Below are 18,345 nucleotides of genomic sequence, written 5' to 3'. Positions count from 1 at the left end.
TTATCAAGCGGCATCCCGCGGATTAACTTACGGCCATCCGATGCCTGACCAAACGTCCGACGCCGCCCTGCTTCCTCTTTTCGAATACTGGAGAACACCTCATGACGCAGCACCTGTTCCAACCCATCGCATTAGGCCCCTACACGCTTGCGCACCGAGTAGCGATGGCCCCGTTGACACGCTCTCGCGCCGGGCAACCGGGCGATATTCCAACGGCGATGAATGCCGAGTATTACCGCCAGCGTGCGAGCGCCGCGTTGATCATTACCGAGGCGACGCAGATTTCCCGGCAGGGCCAGGGCTATGCCTGGACGCCGGGAATCTACAGCGATGAGCAGGTACAAGCCTGGCGTGAAGTCAGCACCCAAGTGCACGAGGCCGGCGGTCTGATCTTCATGCAACTCTGGCACGTGGGCCGCGTGTCGCACCCCAGTTTTCAACCTGACAACGCACTCCCGGTTGCCCCGAGCGCATTACCCGTGCCGGGCAAGACGTTCATCGTCGACACGGATGGCAACGGTGTCTGGGGTGATGTGCCGGTGCCGCGAGCACTTCAGACCTCAGAGATCGCGGGCATCATCAGCGATTACCGCCGGGCTGCTCGCAATGCGCTGAACGCCGGAATGGATGGCGTGGAAATTCATGCGGGCAACGGTTATCTGCTGGACCAGTTCATCAACAGCAACAGTAACCAGCGCGAGGATGCTTACGGCGGCAGCCTGGAAAACCGTGCACGCCTGTTATTGGAAGTGGTGGCGGCCGTGGTCGACGAAGTAGGCGCAGAGCGCGTGGGCGTACGCCTCACGCCGATGGGACGCTTCATGGGCATGGGCGATGAGACACCGCAAGCGACGTTCGGCCACATCGTGCACTCGTTGAACCAATGGACGCTGGCCTACTTACACCTCGTCGAGCCAGCCGTCGTCGGCACCGTCAAGGACGAGAACTTCGATCCGCGCTGGGATGAAATCATCGGCCAATTGCGTGCGGCGTGGGACGGCGTGTTGATGATCGCCGGTGGCTACGACCCTGAGACGGCGGAACAGGCCCTGATCGACGGCCGCGCGGACATCATTGCTTTCGGCAGACCGTTTCTGGCAAACCCTGATCTGCCACGGCGAATTCGCGACGGGTTGTCGCTCAATACGCCGGATCCGAGCACCTTTTTTGGTGGCGATCAGCGTGGATACGTGGATTACCCTGTTCATTCTTGACCTGGGTTCAATGGAATTGACCGGGCTGAACGTTGGCCGTCACCGTGGCGGCTAACTTCATCTCGGCCCGCAAAGTTCGCGGATCTGACGCTTCGTCCTGGCCATCGCCCATGAACACACGCTAAAGCGGTGTGGCCATGGGTTTCATAATTTTTAAGGCTTGCTTAAGGACTTTAAAGGTCGCCGGCGGACAGACTTTCCCTAACGATCAGGAGAGCTGCCATGAACCCGCAATCGGTGAATTCAGACCATTCATGTGAACTTGCGCGACCGCTGGGCGCCCTGTCCAGCTGGCAAGAGCGCCGCGCCAAGGAACTGATGCTGCGTGATATGGGCAGCTGCGTTCGGATCAGCGAGATTGCCGAACACTGCAACCTGTCGCGCAGCCATTTTTCCCGGGCGTTCAAAAAGGGTACCGGCCACTCGCCACAAGGCTGGCTGATGAGGATGAAAATCGAAAAAGCCAAAAACCTGCTGATCACCTCGATGCCGATCACCGACGTCGTCTATGAATGCGGTTTCGCGGACCACTCGCATTTCACCCACACCTTTAGCCGGCTGGAAGGGATGACACCCAAAGCCTGGCGGCGGGCCGTTGATCACGTGATCACAAACCGACGTCCCAGCACGCCCATGATTGATCGGGACATATCCGGCAGGAGAATTCCCGATAGCGTGGCCAACGGTTTGAGACAACCTCGCGCGCAGGCGCTGCACGCGTGAACTGATCGACTGATAGAACGAACTCCTCCCTTTTGGCCGCTCATGCGGCCTTTTTTTATCCAACGCTGGCGGCCGCGACCGGCAGATTGAAACAGATCCTGGCGCCCTGCTCGCTGTCCTGGACCACCAGCGTCCCGCCGTGCGCGCCGATCACCGACTTGCAGATAGCCAGCCCCATTCCCATGCCGCTGCCTTTGGTGGTGTAGAACGCATCGAAGATTTGCTCGCGCTGTTGTGCGCCAATTCCCGGCCCGTTGTCCTGGAAGCAGACTTGAACATGATCGTCCTTGACCGATGAGCCGATGATGATGCGTCCTTCTGGCAACCCGGCTCCGGCGATGGCATCCAGTGCATTGGTGATCAGGTTGAACACCACTTGCTGGATCTGCACCGCATCGACCCAAACCGGGCATTGCGCATCAAGCCGGGTTTGCAGTTGTACGTTGCGGTTTGCCAGATCGGTGGCGGTCAGGCGCACGACCTCACCGATCAGCTCGTCGATCTGCACCGGAAGCCGTTGCAACGGCGCTTGTTTGGCGAGCGCGCGAAGCGCTTGAACAATGTCGGCAGCACGGGCGCTGTCTGAGCGAATGTCTTCCAGCCCCTGAATCGCCTCTTCCAGATCGGGTTGGTCGCGTTTGAGCCAGCGCAGGCTCGCCGAGGCGTTAGACAAGATGCCCAGCAGCGGCTGGCTGATTTCATGGGCAATCGAAGCAGACAGTTCGCCCATGACTTTAAGGTGCGAGCTACGCGCCAGTTCTGCCCGGGAACTGCGCAGGTCCGCTTCCATTTGCGCTCGCAGCTGGGTGTCCTCGACCAGCCGCGCGTACAGCCGGGCGGTTTGCAGTGATACGGCGGCCTGGGAGGCTAGAATTTCCAGCATGGTCAGGCGCTCGGCGCTGAACAGCTTGGGGACCAGGCTGTTTTCGAGGTAGACCAGACCGATCAATGTGCCTTGTCTGAGCAACGGCAGGCACAACATGGAACGCGTCTGGCGCGGTAGAAGGTCGGCGCTGTAGGCCTCGGGGCAATCTGCCCGGGCATCGTCGAGCACCAGAGTGTTGCGGGTGCGCATGCTGGTGTTGAGCACCGAGGTCGGCGCCATCTGTTCGAGCGGCTGCCCGCTGTCCAGCGCGACCCGCACGTTTCCGGCCTCGACAGAAGCGGTTGCCGCGAGTTGCAGCTCGGCGCCGCTGACGATCATCAGAGCGCCATGATCAGCACCCGCCTGAATCATCAGGTGGTTCATCAGGGTTTCGACCAGTCGTTCCAGCAATACCTCTTGTGAAAGTGCGCGCGCCGCCTCGATTCCCACTTCAAGATCAAGGCGGACCTGGGTCACAGGCCGGACAGGTTCGAACGACGACTCTGCGCTCAGAAACGGGTGCAAGGCTTCCAGCTGGCGGGCCTTGCCTTTGGCCCCCCAGAGGTTGTAACCGTCGCGCGCGACGCGCAGGTGGTGATTGGCACCCGACACCAGTCCGTTTGGTAAGCAGATCTCAGCCAGCTGTTCATGGGCCAGCGCCTGCTCGTGGATGAAACCGGCCGCCGCCGCAGCGATCTGGGACTGATCAAAGCAACGGATAGCAACCAGTTCCTGACCGCGCAAACGGGCGATGACCCCTTCGATCAGTAGCAATTTGTTGCGGAAGGTTGTCGGGTTGAGCTCAACCCATGGCAGAAACCGCAGACGTTGCCGCTCGAGTTGTTCCAGTTTTTCGGCCACCTCCCCCGGTGCCTGCGCACTGCCCAGCGCCAGGCTGTAGAACAGGTAGTAATCGGCGAGATTGATGTGCGCCGGAATGGACCAGGCCAGCGCGGCTGCCTCTTCGAAACGCCGCAATGCGTAAGGGATATCGCCGAAATGAAACGCAGACATGCCTGAATACAGCCACGTCCAGAACAGCGTCGGCTGTGACACGCTGGTGCGGTCGATGGGGCCGAAACGGTCATGTTCAGTGCCGTCCAGTTCGGTCAGCGGCCGGTGCTGACGCCCATCGCGCAGATCGCTGGCGTACGCCTGTTGCGCCAGCAGGATGCGTTCGATGTCGATGTAGTGAAACTGACGCACCCAGGCCAGGCCATGCTCCAGCTCGTTCAACACTCCTTGTAAGGGTTCGCCCATGAACAACAGGTCGGAGCCGATGTGGTTGCAGGCATAACAGGACATACCCAGGTCGCCGCCGGCCTGACCGCACTCGAATGCTGCGAACGCCTTCTGTCGGGCGTACGCCATCGGTCGGGTCCACGGGCTGACTTGATCAAGCGCCACCAGCGTACCTGTGCGTCCGGCTTCGTAGCCGTGTTTGTCAGTGAGTTCAAGGGCCACTTCGGCAAAGGACTGCCCGTCCACATACTCGCCATAGCGCTCGGCAATCATCACGCCAAACCAGGCAAACCCGTAACCGCTGCTCGGCGTGGTGCCATGCATCAACGTAAGTTCGACCATTTTCGCCAAATGCAGAAAACGAATGTCGTCGTCGACGAAGAACGAGGAAATCAACGTGCTGAGCAACTCCATGGCCACTTCGACAGGCGGGTCATCGGCCTTGGGCAAATGCACCAGATCGGCGATGCGGCGCGCGCCCACAAGTGAGCGTACCTGGGCAAACGCGAGGCTCAGCTGTTCGTGCGATGGCTTGCGCTGCAGGGGAATATCCAGCAGGGCCAACCCGGTCAGCGCCTCGGTTATCGCGCCCTCGTAATCGGAGTGCAACGTGCGCAAGGTGGCCCGTAACCGATAGGTTTTCGCGCGGTCGAGCGCTGTGGTGGCGTGATTCAGGCAGTCGTCGAGGCGGTGTTGGGCGCTGGCCAGATCGGCCAGCAACATGTCGCATTCGGCAGCCAGCCATTGGGTGGCGAACGCCTGAGTGTAAAGGCTCGACCACCCCGTCTGCCCGAGCAGACGCTCGGCCGTGCTCAGATAGCCCACGGCCTGCTCGACTGCGGCGGTGTCCCTGGCGCGTTCGGCGGCTTCGACCAACAGCTCGACGAACGCGGCGCGGCGATGCGCCTCCGGTTCATCGGCGTCAATGCGCTGAATCTGGCTGGCGACTTCAAATACACGCTCATGGCTCTGCGCGCCCCACTGATCAAGCATGGCGGCGGCAATACGGGCATGCTCGGCGGCGCGTCCCACTGGTGCAGCCAGTTGACAGGCAGCCTCAAGTACACGGTCGTGGGGAAACACCAGTTGCTCGCGCTCGCGCAACAGAAATCCGGCATCGACCAGGCTTTGCACATCACGGTTGATCTGTTGCGGATCACACGGCAACAGCCGGTGCAGCAGCGACTCATCACAGCGCCCGCCGATATATCCGGCCGTGCGCAACACCTCGCGTTCCATCGGCGTCAGCCGTTCGAGTCGCTGCACCATTAAGTCCGCGACGTTATCGGCGTAGCGATAACCGTCCACCTCCCCCTGGTTCCAGACCCAGCGGCGATCGTGCACGTCGAAGCACACCAGACGTTCATCGATCAACGCGCGCAACACCTGGCTGACGAAAAGAGGGTTGCCGGCCGTCTTGTAGTGCACGACTGGCGCGAGCGACTCGATAGCCTCGGGGTCGGTGTCCAGTTCAGCGGCGATCAGCTCCGTGACTGCTGGCACCGACAGTGGACCCAGCATGATGCTCGCACAGGGTAACGATTGCCCATGCTCCAACACCTGCAGCAACCCACCCTCACGCTGGAGGGACTGCGATTCGGCCTCACGGTACGCCAGAATGAGCGCCAGATGCCGGGGTGGCCGGGCGATGAAGGCTTGCAAGAACGACAGCGTCGAATCGTCGGCCCACTGAACGTCATCGACGAATAGCACCAGGGGTCGTCCCGGCTGAGCGAAGACTTCCAAAACATCGAGTAGCGTTTGATTGGCGCGATCAAGCGCGTGCCGGGCCGGCATGTTCGGCAGTTCAGGCGCGACACCGATGACCAGCTCGGCCTCGGGCGCCAGCTCCGCCAGGAGTTTGCCCCGCCCCTTGAGGCGTTCAATCAATTGCTCGCCCAGCGTCGCCAGTTCCAGAGCCGGCTTGCCCAGCAATTGGGTCATCAGCGACTTGAAGATCTCCGCCAAGGGCGCGTAGGGAATTTCTTGCTGCAGCAGATTGCTCTTGCCGCTGGCCCAGTAGCCGGGCGCCAGAGGCCGGACACCCTGGTGGATCAGCGTCGACTTGCCGGCACCCGGCGCGCCACCGACCAGCAGGACCCGGGCGATGCCATCGCTGCGCACCTGACTTATCTGCTCGATCAACTGCGTGCGTTCAGCCTCTCGACCAAACAGAACATCGCCGCGGGCCACAGAAGGCAACGCATCGAAGGCACCCAGCCGAAACCCATCGATGCGCTCGTGTTCCCGCCACTGCTGTTGGCACCAGGCCAGATCCGCGGCCATCGACTCTGCGCGCTGATAGCGGGCACCCGGTTCCTTCGCCAAGCCTTTGAGCAGCACTTGGCAGATGCCTTCCGGCAGATCGGCAACATGGATTGCCGGTGATTGCGGTTGCACGGCGGCGTGCACGTGCAGCCATTGCGAGGGGTCGCGGGCGGTGAGCGGCAGTCGGCCGGTCAGCGCTTGATAGAGGATGACGCTCAGGGTGTAGATATCGCTGCGCGCGTCAAAACTGGCGGCATCGCGCCGTACCTGTTCGGGCGCCAGGTACGGCCATTGTTCCAGGCCGGGCAACTCAACGGTGAGCGTCTCTGCGGTATGACTGTGAAAACCCAGGAGTCTGACCGAATCGGCGGTTTCCACCATCAAGTGGTGGGGCAGCAGGCTGGCATGTCGCAAACCCGTTTTCTGGGCGCTGGCCAGCGCGTTGGCCGCCGCCACGGCGATGGCCAGCAAGCGCTCCAGCGGCAGCGTGGTGTCACCGACCAGGTCCATCAGCGGCGTCCCCGATGCGGGATAGATCAACAAGGGCCCCTCGGCCGAGCGGATGAACGCGACAGGGGCAATCGCCCACGCCGGATCCAGGCGCAGATGAAAATCGCGCTCCAGCCGCTGGCACGTGGCGGGCAGTTGAATCGGTGCCCGGGCGGCAAGCCAGTGTGTGCCCGACGGCGGGTCCTGAAGCGTGAACCAGGTCAGGTCGTTTTCCCGGCGCAGCATGGAGAAGGTGCAGCGTTCCAGCCAGGCTTCATCGTGGACGACATCAAGACCGCGGGCACCGGATGTTGAGAGAGGACGGCTGGACATGAGCAATCACCGCTGAAGATTCGTTTCGGGCTGGGCCCTGGAGTATACGCAAGGCTCTGGCCCGACGGCTGCATGCGGGCAATCCTGTCCGTCATCAGCACCATGATGGCTGTCGTAATGCCCCGTAGCCGATGGTTTTTTCGCACTGAAATCACGGTGTGTTATCCCTCGGGATAATTGCATTATGCGAGGCCGTCCCCTAGCGTGTAGCCCTGATGAATCGATGCTCCGGCGTCACTCTCCGTCCACGCAGTGCAGAGGAACGCATGATCCGACTCGGCCAAGCCACTATTTCCCTGGAGCGGCGCGAAGCCTTTCTTGATGGACGGCCGCTGCGTGTCGGGGGCCGCGCGTTCGAAATCCTCTCGGTGCTGATGCGGGCCGATGGCCGGATTGTCAGTAAAGATGAATTGATCACACAGGTCTGGCCCGACACCGTCGTCGAGGAAAACAATCTGCAGGTGCAGATCTCCTCACTGCGCAAGTTGTTCGGAGAAAAAGAACTCATCCAGACGGTCCCGCGCCGAGGTTACCGACTATTGAAAGAACGTGAACCGCCCCTGCCCCTGTTCCATCCGGTGGCACTGGGCCCTTTGGCGTCCGAGGATCAGGAGACGATCAATCCTGACAGCGTGCCGGTGTTCATCGTCGACGATGAAGCGTCCGTACGTACAGCACTCAGCCGACTGCTGCGGGCCGAAGGCATCGCGCACCGGATATTCGCCTCGGCCGAAGAATTGCTCAACGCGGACCTCGACGTCGGCCCCGCTTGCCTGTTGCTTGACGTCAGTCTGCCCGAGGCGACAGGCCTGGAACTGCAATCGGCGCTCGGACAGCGCGGGCATCCGTGGCCGGTCATTTTCATGACCGGTTTCGGCACCATCTCGATGTCGGTGCAGGCCATGAAAGCAGGGGCGGTCGAATTCCTTACCAAACCATTCAACGACGACCAGTTGTTGGACACCCTGCGCGCCACCCGTCAACGTGCAGCGACGGCGTTCGAGCAATGGCAACGCATACAAAGCGCCCGTCAAAGGGCCGCCCTGTTGACCCCCCGTGAGCGTGAAGTGCTGCCGCTGATCGTCGCGGGTCTGTCCAACAAGCACATCGCCAACCAGCTGGGCACCAGTGAAGTCACCGCCAAGGTCCATCGCAAACACATCATGGAGAAGATGCAGACGCGCTCGCTGGTCAATCTGGTCAAGCTGTATGGCTTGATCAGCACGGAGCCAGCGTTTGGCATGCAGGGCTCTTCATGACTATGGAGACTGGCTGCGCCCCCCCTGAATCATCCCGTAGCGCCATGATCATCGTCTGCATCGTGGACGACGATTCGTCCGTACGCAAAAGCCTGGCCAACCTGCTCCGGTCGGCCGGATACCGTTCTCGGGTGTTCGCCTCGGGCGAGGAATTCCTGGCCCTCGAAAACTTCGATGATGTTGCCTGCCTGCTGTTGGATCTGAAAATGAACGGCCTCTCAGGGCTGGACGTCATGCGCGCGCTGACGCTCAAGGGCAGAAAATTTCCAGTGATTTGCATGTCGGCACACTGGGATGAAGCCACACTGGCCGAATCCAGCCGCTATGAGCCCATCGAATGCTTGCGTAAACCCTTCAGCGGCGATGTCTTGCTGAGCGCCGTCGAGTTTGCGCTGCAATGTGAGCGATGAACAATCACGCATTGGACGGCGATTGCGGCGTATCAGGATTGAGTTGCTGACGCCTGAATTGCCCAGGTGGCTGGCCATGGATCTGGCGAAAGCGCCGGGAGAAATACGCCTCGTCAGCGAAACCGCACAACCGCGCCACCTCCCCCACCGGTCGTGTCCCATTGAGCAAATAATTGCGTGCCGCGTGCATCCTGCGCTCGAGCACCAGCTCAGTGAAGGTCTTGCCGATTTCCTTGCGCAACCAGTGCGTCAGATACGTCGGTGACAAGTAAGTCGCAGCAGCCACCTTGATCAGGTTGAGGTCGGGGTCGGCGATGTTCTTGCGCAAGTATTCCGACATCCTGCTCAGCGCATCGCGTCGGCTGACTTCGGCGGCATTCTCTTCGGCCAACCGTTTGAGCGGCTCGGCATACAAGGCACAAACGCTCCCCACCAGTTGCAGCAACAACCCCTTGAGCATCTCGCGAGTGCCGAACTGACGGTTTTCATCGAGCACACGCATCTGTTCGATCAGGGCACAGACTTTGCTGAAATCCTCATCGGCCAGAATGAAATCCAGATGCTCCTGAAAGCGGAACGGCGATAACTCCGGCGCCAGGAGAATCGAGACTTCCTCCAGATCCATCGGGTCGCACTGCAAATGCGGCAGCAGAAAGGTCTGGGAAAAATTGATCACCATGAAATTACTGTCGGCCGGATGCGGAATCACGTGCACGCGATGCGGCAGGATGAAGGCCAGCGTATTGCGCGGAAACGGACGTTCGACGTTGCCGATGTGCTGCACAGTATCGCCACCGAGGTTGACCTGGATCTGGAAATACTCATGGCGATGCGGGCTGGTTTCGGCGCGCCGGCCCTTTTTGTCGCGGATGTAAAAGTCCGTCAATTCGCTGCGTTGCTGCATGACGTAAGTGGGCACTCGATCGGGTGACGACATCGCCTGGGGATCCTCGACAGGTACATGGACAGGTTGTCGTCGCGCCGGGATGCAAGCGGCGACTGCGGTGATTGTGAAGGCAGAGACCGCTGGCTTCAACACGTCATAGGATGACAACGAAATACAGAGAATTAATTGTATCCGTGTGCGATGTGTCGTCTGTCCAAAAAACAACGAGCACCAAAAAATAATTAATCTTTTAATAACATATACTTACGAAACACATAATGCATAACGAAGGAAATTAGTTGAATTGGTTTTTCTTGGACACCTGCATTAATCGCCTTTTCCAGAAGAAAAAACGATCTAACGCCTCCGTTGATTTTGAGAGGTTGTACGACCACTGTAACAACCAATGCAGCCCGCCCCTCCCAAAAACAATCAAAAGGTGCGCACGTGATGAACCTGTTTTTCCCCCTCGCCAACCCTCCCCCGATCGAGCCGATCCGAAGGCGTATCTGAGCGCCTGACAGCGGCTGTCCGCGCCTCTCATTCAAGTAGCGATTGCTCTGCCCGAACACTGGGGCATCGGCTTCGGCTGCGCGCGAACATCTCGATTCTTCTAACAATAAAAAGGTCTACTCATGTCGAACTCGCAAACCTCCCCGTCCACCGCACCGTCGGTGAGCGCCGGCGCCCGGGACGCCCTGTTGCCACAGCGACTGCCGACGCGTCGGCGCTGGTTCATGCTGTCGTTGCTGCTGATTGCGACCATCATCAACTACATCGACCGCGTGAACATCTCGATTGCCGCACCGTTCATGGCCAAGGACCTGGGCCTGGACAAGATCGAAATGGGCCTGATTTTTTCCGCGTTTGCCTGGACCTACGCACTTGCCTTGGTCCCCGCCGGGTTCATTGCCGATCGCTTCGGTTCCCGGTTCACTTACGGGGTGTCGCTGATCAGTTGGTCGACGGTCACCGTGTGCCAAGGCTTTGCCACAGGATTCGCTTCGCTGTTCGGGCTGCGACTGGCCGTCGGTGCCATGGAAGCTCCAGCGTTTCCGGCCAACAGCCGAGCCGTAACGGTGTGGTTCCCGGCCCGCGAACGGGGCTTGGCCAGCAGCATTTACGTGTGCGGCCAATATCTGGGCACGGCACTGTTTACCGGCGCGCTGTTATGGCTGGCGACGACCTATGACTGGCGCCATGTTTTCTACAGCACCGGGATTCTCGGGATTGTATTCGGTGTGATCTGGCTGTACCTGTACCGCGATCCGCTGAGCTGCAAGAACGTCAGCCAGGAAGAACTGAAGTACATCGAAGCCGGGGGTGGCCTGGTCAAGAGCAGTCAGGAGCGCACCCGGTTCAACTGGCGACAGATCGCTGAGCTGTTCAGCTATCGGCAGATCTGGGCGATTTGCATTGGCAAGTTCGCCAGCACCTCGGCGTTGTACTTCTTCCTGACCTGGTTCCCGACGTACCTGATCGAAGAACGCAAGCTGACCATGATCAAGGCCGGAATCTTCGCGGTGCTGCCGTTCGTGGGCGCAACGGTCGGCATTTTGCTCGCTGGCATCGTTTCTGACTTGCTGATACGCCGTGGTTACTCAATGTCCTTCGCTCGCAAGTTGCCATTGGTGGTCGGGTCGATGCTGGGCATGTCGATTGTGCTGGTGAATTTCACCGACTCGAACGTGATTTGCATTGCCGTACTGACCATAGCCTTCTTCGCCCAGGGAATCGCCTCGTCGTCGTGGGCGGCGGTGTCGGAAGTCGCGCCCAAGGAACTGATCGGCCTGACCGGCGGGGTCACCAGCCTGGCCGCCAATATCGGCGGGATCGTTACCCCGATTGTGATTGGCGGCATCGTCCACGCGACAGGCTCGTTTGCCTACGCCTTCTGGTTCATTGGGGGCGTGGCGCTGATGGGTACCTTGTCCTATTCGTTGCTGCTCGGTCGCTTGTATCGCATCGAACTCAAGGCGCGCTGAGCCAAGACACCGTTTTTCTCCAACACGAGGCGGCATTCGTCCAACTTTGCAAAAGATTGCCGCCGTACGCTGACGCTTCTAACAGGACGACTACAAAAATGACGATGACTGAGTATGTGTTTACCCCGGATCTACCCGTGACCTTGCCGGTTGCCGGCAGCCAGCAGCGCTTTCCCGTTGGCCGGGTATTTTGCGTCGGCCGCAATTACCCTTGGCCAGACACCCAAGGCCAGTCCCGCCAGCCGCCAGTGTTCTTCATGAAACCGGCGAGCAACGTGGTGGATGCGGTAGGTGAAGTGACTTTCCCGCCGTTGACCGAAGAGTTTGTCCACGAAATCGAATTGGTCGTGGCCATCGGTGAAGGCGGCGCCAATATTCCGGAGAGTCAGGCGCTGGCCTATGTCTGGGGCTATGCCGTCGGTCTTGACCTGACCCGTCGTGATGTCCAGCGCGCGGCCAAAAGCAATGGCTTGCCGTGGGAAGGTGCCAAGGTGTTCGACGGCGCCGCGCCGATGACTGCCATCGTGCCGGTAACTCGCGCCGGACACCCGGACGGCGAGTTGTGGCTGAACGTCAACGGCGAAGAGCGCCAACGCGACAGCCTCGACAGCCAGATCTGGTCAGTCAGTGAAATCATCAGCCGCATCTCGCAATCGGTAGCGCTACGGGCCGGTGACTTGATCATGACCGGCAGCCCGGCAGGCGTCGATGTGCTGCAACCGGGCGACATCATTAACGCCGGGATCGACGGCATCGGCCAACTGGAAATGCGCGTCGGTCAGCGACCTTGAACACGGCATACGCCCTCGTGAATTGAAAAGGAGATAACAACATGTCTAACACTCTTCCTTTAAAAGTAGCCTTGGTCACCGGCGCCGGTAGCGGAATCGGCCGCGCCGTGGCCCTGGCGCTGATGGCCGACGGATTCACCCTGGTGTTGGCCGGACGTCGGCCGGAGCCGTTGCAGGCCTTGGTCGAATTGGCGCTCAGCGAAGGACACGAAGCCTTGGCGGTGCCCACTGATGTGCGCGACCCGACCAGTGTCGATGCGCTGTTTGCCACCATCACCGAGGTATACGGACGCCTCGACGTGGTGTTCAACAACGCCGGGGTCAACGCCCCTGCCGTGCCGCTTGATGAGCTGACGTTCGAGCAGTGGCGAAACGTGATCGACACCAACCTCAACGGCGTTTTCCTCTGCGCTCGTGGTGCCTTCGCACTGATGCGCCGGCAACAGCCACAGGGCGGACGCATCATCAATAACGGCTCGATCTCGGCGCATACCCCACGCCCCTTCAGCAGCGCCTACACCGCCAGCAAACACGCGGTGCTGGGACTGACCAAATCCCTGGCCCTGGACGGGCGCGAATTCAACATCGCCTGCAGCCAGATCGACATCGGCAACGCCCTGACCGAAATGTCGGTGCGCATGACCAAAGGCGTGCGCCAGGCCAACGGCACCATCGCCGTGGAGCCGATGGTGGACGTCAAGCATGTGGCCGATGCCGTGCGTTACATCGCCGGCCTGCCGCTGGAGGCGAACGTCCTGAACATGACCGTCATGGCCAGTGCCATGCCGTTTGCCGGTCGCGGTTAAACCGGCCTTTTTATTCCGTTACGCGAGGTTTAAATGAAGCCAGAAGTCTTGCAGCTCAGCCCGATCCTGATCCCTGAAATCAACGCGCGGCTCGATGAGCTGTTTACCGTCAGACGTTACTTCCAGCAGGCCGACAAGCAGGCTTATTTGCAGGCACACGGCGCGAACATTCGCGGGGTGATCACCGGCGGGCATACCGGGATCAGCCAGGCACTGATGGCGCAACTGCCCAAACTGGAAGTGGTGGCGGTCAACGGCGTGGGTACCGATGCGGTGGATCTGGCGTACGCCCGGGATCGCGGAATTCGCGTGACCGCAACCATCGGCGCGCTGACCGAAGACGTCGCCGACCTGGCCATCGGATTGTTGATTGCCGTGTGCCGGGGTCTGTGCACCAGTGATCGTTATGTGCGTTCGGGGCAATGGCCCCATAGCCCAACGCCGTTGGCCCCGTTGCCATTGGCGCGTCAGGTGTCGGGCATGCGCATCGGGATCGTCGGCATGGGCCGGGTCGGCCGTGCAGTGGCGACCCGGGCCGCCGCGTTCGGCTGCCCGATCAGTTACACCGATCTGCAGCCGATGAGCGATGTAAACCACACGTTCATTGCCGATCTGAAGCAGCTGGCCAGCAACAGTGATGCGCTGATTCTCGCGGCCGCCGCCGACAAGGCTGAAGCCATCATCAATGCCGAGGTGCTGCAGGCGCTGGGCAAGGACGGGTATCTGATCAACGTGGCGCGCGGCAAGCTGGTCAACGAGGTCGATCTGGTGACGGCACTGGCCGCTGGAGAGATCGCAGGCGCGGCGCTGGATGTGTTTGTCGATGAACCGAACGTGCCCGAAGCACTGTTTGGTAACGAGAACGTGGTGCTGCAACCCCATCGCGCGAGTGCGACGCTGCAGACTCGCACGCGGATGGGCGAGATGGTGGTGGCGAGCCTGGTGGACAGTTTCGCCGGGAGAATACCGCAAGGGTCTGTGACTGACTGAACATTGGCCGCCGAGGAGACGTTGCGTCCCCTCGGCGGCTCGGTGTCAGGTAAACAGATCGACGCCCAGTTGGAAGGCGACCCACAGCGCGAGGCCTGTAGCAAAGAGCAGCGCGATGTTTTCAAACAGGTTGTTGCGATACTTCTTGTCCAGCAGCGACTTCTGGTTGGACATGATCAGCAGGCCAAGGGAAATGACCGGCAAGCCAATGATGTTCAACGCGCTGACACCAATGGTCAGGGTCACGAAATCCGGCATGCCTGGCAGCGACCAAACCAACGGCGTCACGAGGATGAACAGCATGAACCATTTGTGCATCGGATCATGATGAAACTCCTTGCCGTACTTTTCGCGACGTTCAGGACGAACGTGTTGGAAGGCATCGGTAATCAGCATCGGGAACGCGGTGGTCTTGCCTGAAATACTGGCAAACAGTGTCGCGAACACGCCGATGAAGAACACATACCAACCCATCGGGCCGAAGAAAATTTCCAGCGCCTTGCCCAGGTCGCCCAAGGTCTTCACTTCAATGCCGTTGGGCCGCAGGATTTCCGCGCCGACGATCCAGATGGCCAGGTTGATGACGATCCCGACGAACACTGCAAACAGCAAATCGTTACGTTGAACACGCTTGTGCTGCGGTCCTACCCAGCCCTTTTGGCGCATGACATACGGATGCACGAAGTTGGCGATGGAGCCTGCCACCGCGCCGATAACCGATACCGCCACCAGCAGCGCGCCATGCACGCCTTCATCCGGCGGGATACTGAAGCCGATGGTGCCTTTGACAATGCCGACGACATCGGGTCCGGACATCACGGCCAAGGCAATAAAGGCCAGGGTCATGATCGCCAGCAACACCTTCATTACGCCTTCGATCATCGAATAAATATTACGACCCACCAGCATCCACACCGCGAGTACCACCGCCAGTGAACACAGCAGCGGCTGGTCGATTTTCAACAGCATCGCCAGCGACTCACCCGCCCCCTTGATCATGTAGGCGTTCATCAGGTGCCCCATCAGCAGGGCGTAGACGAGCATGAACCAGGCGAAAAAGGGATTCAGCTGCGCATAGCCTTGCAGGATGGTCATGCCCTGGTTATTGCACAGCTGGAAGCGAGCAATGATGTTGACGATCAGGTATCTCAAGAGCAGAGAGACCGCCAGCACCCACATCATTGCGTAACCGTAATTGGCACCGGCCACGGACGACGTGATCAGGTCACCTGCGCCCAGCCAAGACAGCACGGCGATGATTCCGGGGCCCAGCAGTTTGAGTATTCGGGAAAATCGATTTTGTACGGGCGCCGCAGCCTGGCCTTCGACGGTAGGAATGCTCGTCATAGAGGGTATCTCCATTTATTTTTTTTGTGAGAACGAGCGCAGTCGAACACAACAGATAAGACGTCGTATAACTATTCTTAAGCAAGAGTATGTTGAAATGTTTCCACTCTGGGGTCTGTCCCTATGGCGTTAATCGCAAACTCCCAGAGAATCACGGCTGTCCGAGCAAAACAGGTATTGATGCTATTCAACTACAGTCATAGGATGACCGACCACAACCATAAAAATAAGGGATCACCTGTGAGAAACCCCCTCCTCTTGGCCGCTGCCGTTGTCTACGGTCTCAGCCTGCAAGCCAATGCCGCCACCTTTGCCTATATCTCGAGCCCGGGAGACGGTCTGATTTCCCAGTATCGCCTTGATCAGAACAACGGCGCGCTGAGCCTGATAGAACAGGTCAACGCCGGTGATCAGGTCAACCCCATGGCCATCACCCCTGACGGCAACGTGTTGTTTGCCGCCTTGCGGGTCAAGCCGTTTCAGGTGCTGGGCTACCGCATAAATCCCAAGAGCGGACATTTGACGCCGCTGTCCAAAGCGCCACTGGCAGAAAGCATGGCTTACCTGTCTACCGACAGAAAAGGACACTATCTGCTTGGCGCATCCTATGGTGCCGACATCGTCAGCGTTCAGGCCATCGACAAGGCCTATCAGCCTTCTGCCAGCATCCTGAGCTACAAGACTGGCCCGCATGCGCATTCGGTTCGAACCGACCCGAGCAACCGTTTTGCCTACGCGGGCAATCTTGGCGCGGACCAGGTCCTGCAATATCGCCTTGATGCCAAAACCGGCGCGCTCACCCCCATCGGCAGCGGCTACATCAGTGTCCCGGACAATACCGGGCCTCGACACCTGGCCTTTTCCCCGAATGGCAAATACCTGTATGTGGTCGGTGAAATGAGCGGCACGGTCACAGCGTTTTCAATCAATGACAGCACCGGCGCATTGACTCGGATTGCCGTTGCCAATGGCATTCCCGAGCGTTTGAAACTGGCTCACGGCGAAGTGCGTGATGCACGTAACAACGACTTGAAGGACGACCCCACACCACGTATCTGGGCGGCGGATCTGCGGATCTCTCCCGATGGCACGCTGCTGTTGATGAGCGAGCGCACCAGCAGTTCTGTATCGGCATTCGCGGTTGACCCTTCAACAGGCGGCTTGAGTTTTCTCGAGAACTATCCGGTGGAAGAGAAGCAGCCACGCAATATCGCATTTTCACCCAACGGGCGCTGGTTGCTCGTGACGGGCGAGAAAAGCGAAAAAATCGGCACTTACGCGGTCAGCAAAAACGGCGCCTTGAAACGTGTCGGTGAAGCGGCGTCGGGCAAAGGTGCGTTATGGATTGAGGTACTGCAAACGTCGGTGGAGTAGTCTTCGGGCGGGAAAAAGACGCGACACCTGGAGGTCGGGAGTTGGCTCATTCCGACCTCCATGGTTTGGCGGTCATCCATAAAACGCGGCGCAAGGTGTTTGCCTTGAATCGCCGTGGGTTTCTCCGGGCACATTCGACTGCTGGTTTTTATCCGTTATTTACCGGGTGCGACGGGCAGTAATCAGTCGAGAGTAGCCAATCCGGTGGGTTCGCTTTCGCCCGACAGCGGAGTTCACTCTTCATAATAGGATGATCCCTATCCGGTAATCCCGCCTAAAGCGTCACACCGAAAACCACCACGAGCCATACTGGACTGCCGTTTTTTATTTGATCTTGATCACGACCTTACCTTTGGCCCGGCCTTGGGCTAAATATTCGAGCGCCTCCTTCGCTTGCTCGAACGCAAATACCTTGTCGATCACCGGCCGAATGCGCTCAGACTCGAGCAGTTTGCCAATTTCGTAGAGTTGGGTACCCTCGGGGCGAGCGAAGAGAAATGAATACTCCACGTCTTTTTTTCTCGCCAGCCGCACGATCTTGCGACTCATCAGCCCGAAGACAAACCCGAGGAAGACGTTCAACCGGCGAGCGCGAGCGAACGCTTTATCCAACGGCCCAACGAGGGAAACGATCTTGCCACCAGGCTTGAGGATGTCGACGGACTTCTCGATCGCGTCCCCTTTGATCGTGCCGAGCACCAAATCGTAGCCGCGCAGCACTTTCTCGAACGCTTGCTTCTTGTAATCGATCACCTCATCTGCGCCCAGGCTGTTCACCATCTGGACATTGGCTGTACTGGTGTTGGTTGCCACCTTGGCCCCCAGGTATTTGGCAAACTGGATCGCAAAGGTACCAATGCCCCCGGATCCCGCAGGGATAAATACTTTCTGGCCTGGTTGAAGATCAGCGCGCTCCTTTAGTGCTTGCCACGAGGTGAGCCCTACCATCGGAATTGAAGCCGCTTGCACAAAGTCCAGGTTGGCTGGCTTTGGTGCAGCAACATTCTCAGGTACGACCGCAAATTCGGCGATTGACCCTGTGCCGAGGTCGAACACATTGGCAAAGATGGCATCACCTATCTTGAAGCGGGTTACGCTGCTTCCAACGTCGGTAACGACGCCAGCCAGATCGCTGCCCATAATGGCTGGCAATTTAAACCTCAAGATAGGCTTGAATACTCCTGTGGTGATCATGTTGTCGATGGGGTTTATTCCAGCGGCATGCACCTCGACCAGAATTTCGTTGGGCTTCAACTCTGGGCAAGGAACTTGAGCAAATCCGATTTCAGGCGATTTGCCATAGCGTTTGAAAGTAAGCGCTTTCATAGTGCTCTGATTCCGAAGGGTCCTGTGGTATGTGGGG

At 59.3% G+C, this 18,345-nt stretch carries 13 protein-coding genes; 9 read left to right on the top strand and 4 right to left on the bottom strand.

Annotated elements, in window-relative coordinates:
- Positions 1–101 precede the first annotated feature (101 nt).
- On the top strand, positions 102–1,214 hold the full coding sequence (locus tag QF010_RS00870) for an alkene reductase (protein WP_033060791.1): 1,113 nt from the start codon (positions 102–104) through the stop codon (positions 1,212–1,214).
- A gap of 222 nt (positions 1,215–1,436) precedes the next feature.
- On the top strand, positions 1,437–1,937 hold the full coding sequence (locus tag QF010_RS00865; protein ID WP_429532349.1) for a helix-turn-helix transcriptional regulator: 501 nt from the start codon (positions 1,437–1,439) through the stop codon (positions 1,935–1,937).
- 55 nt (positions 1,938–1,992) lie between these two features.
- Here QF010_RS00865 and QF010_RS00860 read toward each other — a convergent pair whose 3' ends face one another.
- Complete coding sequence (locus tag QF010_RS00860; RefSeq protein WP_429532461.1) at positions 1,993–7,047, bottom strand: trifunctional serine/threonine-protein kinase/ATP-binding protein/sensor histidine kinase; 5,055 nt, start codon at positions 7,045–7,047, stop codon at positions 1,993–1,995.
- Positions 7,048–7,400: 353 nt separating this feature from the next.
- Between QF010_RS00860 and QF010_RS00855 the strand changes: the two genes are divergently transcribed.
- Positions 7,401–8,393: a response regulator gene (locus QF010_RS00855; protein ID WP_429509570.1), complete on the top strand. Its 993-nt coding sequence runs from the start codon at positions 7,401–7,403 to the stop codon at positions 8,391–8,393.
- Positions 8,394–8,437: 44 nt separating this feature from the next.
- The gene (locus QF010_RS00850; RefSeq protein ID WP_429513016.1) at positions 8,438–8,803 is read left to right on the top strand and encodes a response regulator transcription factor; all 366 of its coding nucleotides are present in this window, start codon (positions 8,438–8,440) and stop codon (positions 8,801–8,803) included.
- Positions 8,804–8,807: 4 nt separating this feature from the next.
- On the opposite strand, the gene QF010_RS00845 is transcribed toward QF010_RS00850, so the two are convergent.
- Positions 8,808–9,740 carry a helix-turn-helix transcriptional regulator gene (locus QF010_RS00845; protein ID WP_033060783.1) on the bottom strand — a complete coding sequence of 311 codons (933 nt, stop codon included), beginning with the start codon at positions 9,738–9,740 and terminating at the stop codon, positions 8,808–8,810.
- Between the two features lie 584 nt (positions 9,741–10,324).
- On the opposite strand from QF010_RS00845, the gene QF010_RS00840 reads away from it, so the two are divergent.
- The 4 genes from QF010_RS00840 (at position 10,325) to QF010_RS00825 (ending at position 14,261) form a co-directional block, all read left to right on the top strand.
- Positions 10,325–11,674, top strand: a complete 1,350-nt coding sequence (locus QF010_RS00840) for an MFS transporter (RefSeq protein ID WP_033060780.1) — start codon at positions 10,325–10,327, stop codon at positions 11,672–11,674.
- A 98-nt stretch (positions 11,675–11,772) separates the two neighbouring features.
- Entirely contained in the window at positions 11,773–12,465 is a 693-nt protein-coding gene (locus tag QF010_RS00835) for a fumarylacetoacetate hydrolase family protein (protein ID WP_429532348.1), read from the top strand.
- Between the two features lie 41 nt (positions 12,466–12,506).
- Entirely contained in the window at positions 12,507–13,271 is a 765-nt protein-coding gene (locus QF010_RS00830; protein WP_429509567.1) for an SDR family oxidoreductase, read from the top strand.
- Positions 13,272–13,304: 33 nt separating this feature from the next.
- Complete coding sequence (locus QF010_RS00825; protein ID WP_429532347.1) at positions 13,305–14,261, top strand: 2-hydroxyacid dehydrogenase; 957 nt, start codon at positions 13,305–13,307, stop codon at positions 14,259–14,261.
- Between the two features lie 45 nt (positions 14,262–14,306).
- Here QF010_RS00825 and QF010_RS00820 read toward each other — a convergent pair whose 3' ends face one another.
- Positions 14,307–15,608 (bottom strand): Nramp family divalent metal transporter, encoded by a 1,302-nt coding sequence (locus tag QF010_RS00820; RefSeq protein ID WP_033060775.1) that lies wholly within the window; start codon positions 15,606–15,608, stop codon positions 14,307–14,309.
- Between the two features lie 240 nt (positions 15,609–15,848).
- Between QF010_RS00820 and QF010_RS00815 the strand changes: the two genes are divergently transcribed.
- Positions 15,849–16,982 (top strand): lactonase family protein, encoded by a 1,134-nt coding sequence (locus tag QF010_RS00815; protein WP_033060773.1) that lies wholly within the window; start codon positions 15,849–15,851, stop codon positions 16,980–16,982.
- Positions 16,983–17,306: 324 nt separating this feature from the next.
- Here QF010_RS00815 and QF010_RS00810 read toward each other — a convergent pair whose 3' ends face one another.
- Positions 17,307–18,308 carry an NADP-dependent oxidoreductase gene (locus QF010_RS00810; RefSeq protein ID WP_033060771.1) on the bottom strand — a complete coding sequence of 334 codons (1,002 nt, stop codon included), beginning with the start codon at positions 18,306–18,308 and terminating at the stop codon, positions 17,307–17,309.
- Positions 18,309–18,345: the final 37 nt, after the last annotated feature.

Source organism: Pseudomonas silensiensis (assembly GCF_050434865.1).
Classification (GTDB): domain Bacteria; phylum Pseudomonadota; class Gammaproteobacteria; order Pseudomonadales; family Pseudomonadaceae; genus Aquipseudomonas; species Aquipseudomonas fluorescens_W.
Note: the sequence above shows the minus strand (reverse complement) of the source record. Positions and strands in the feature narration are given on the sequence as shown.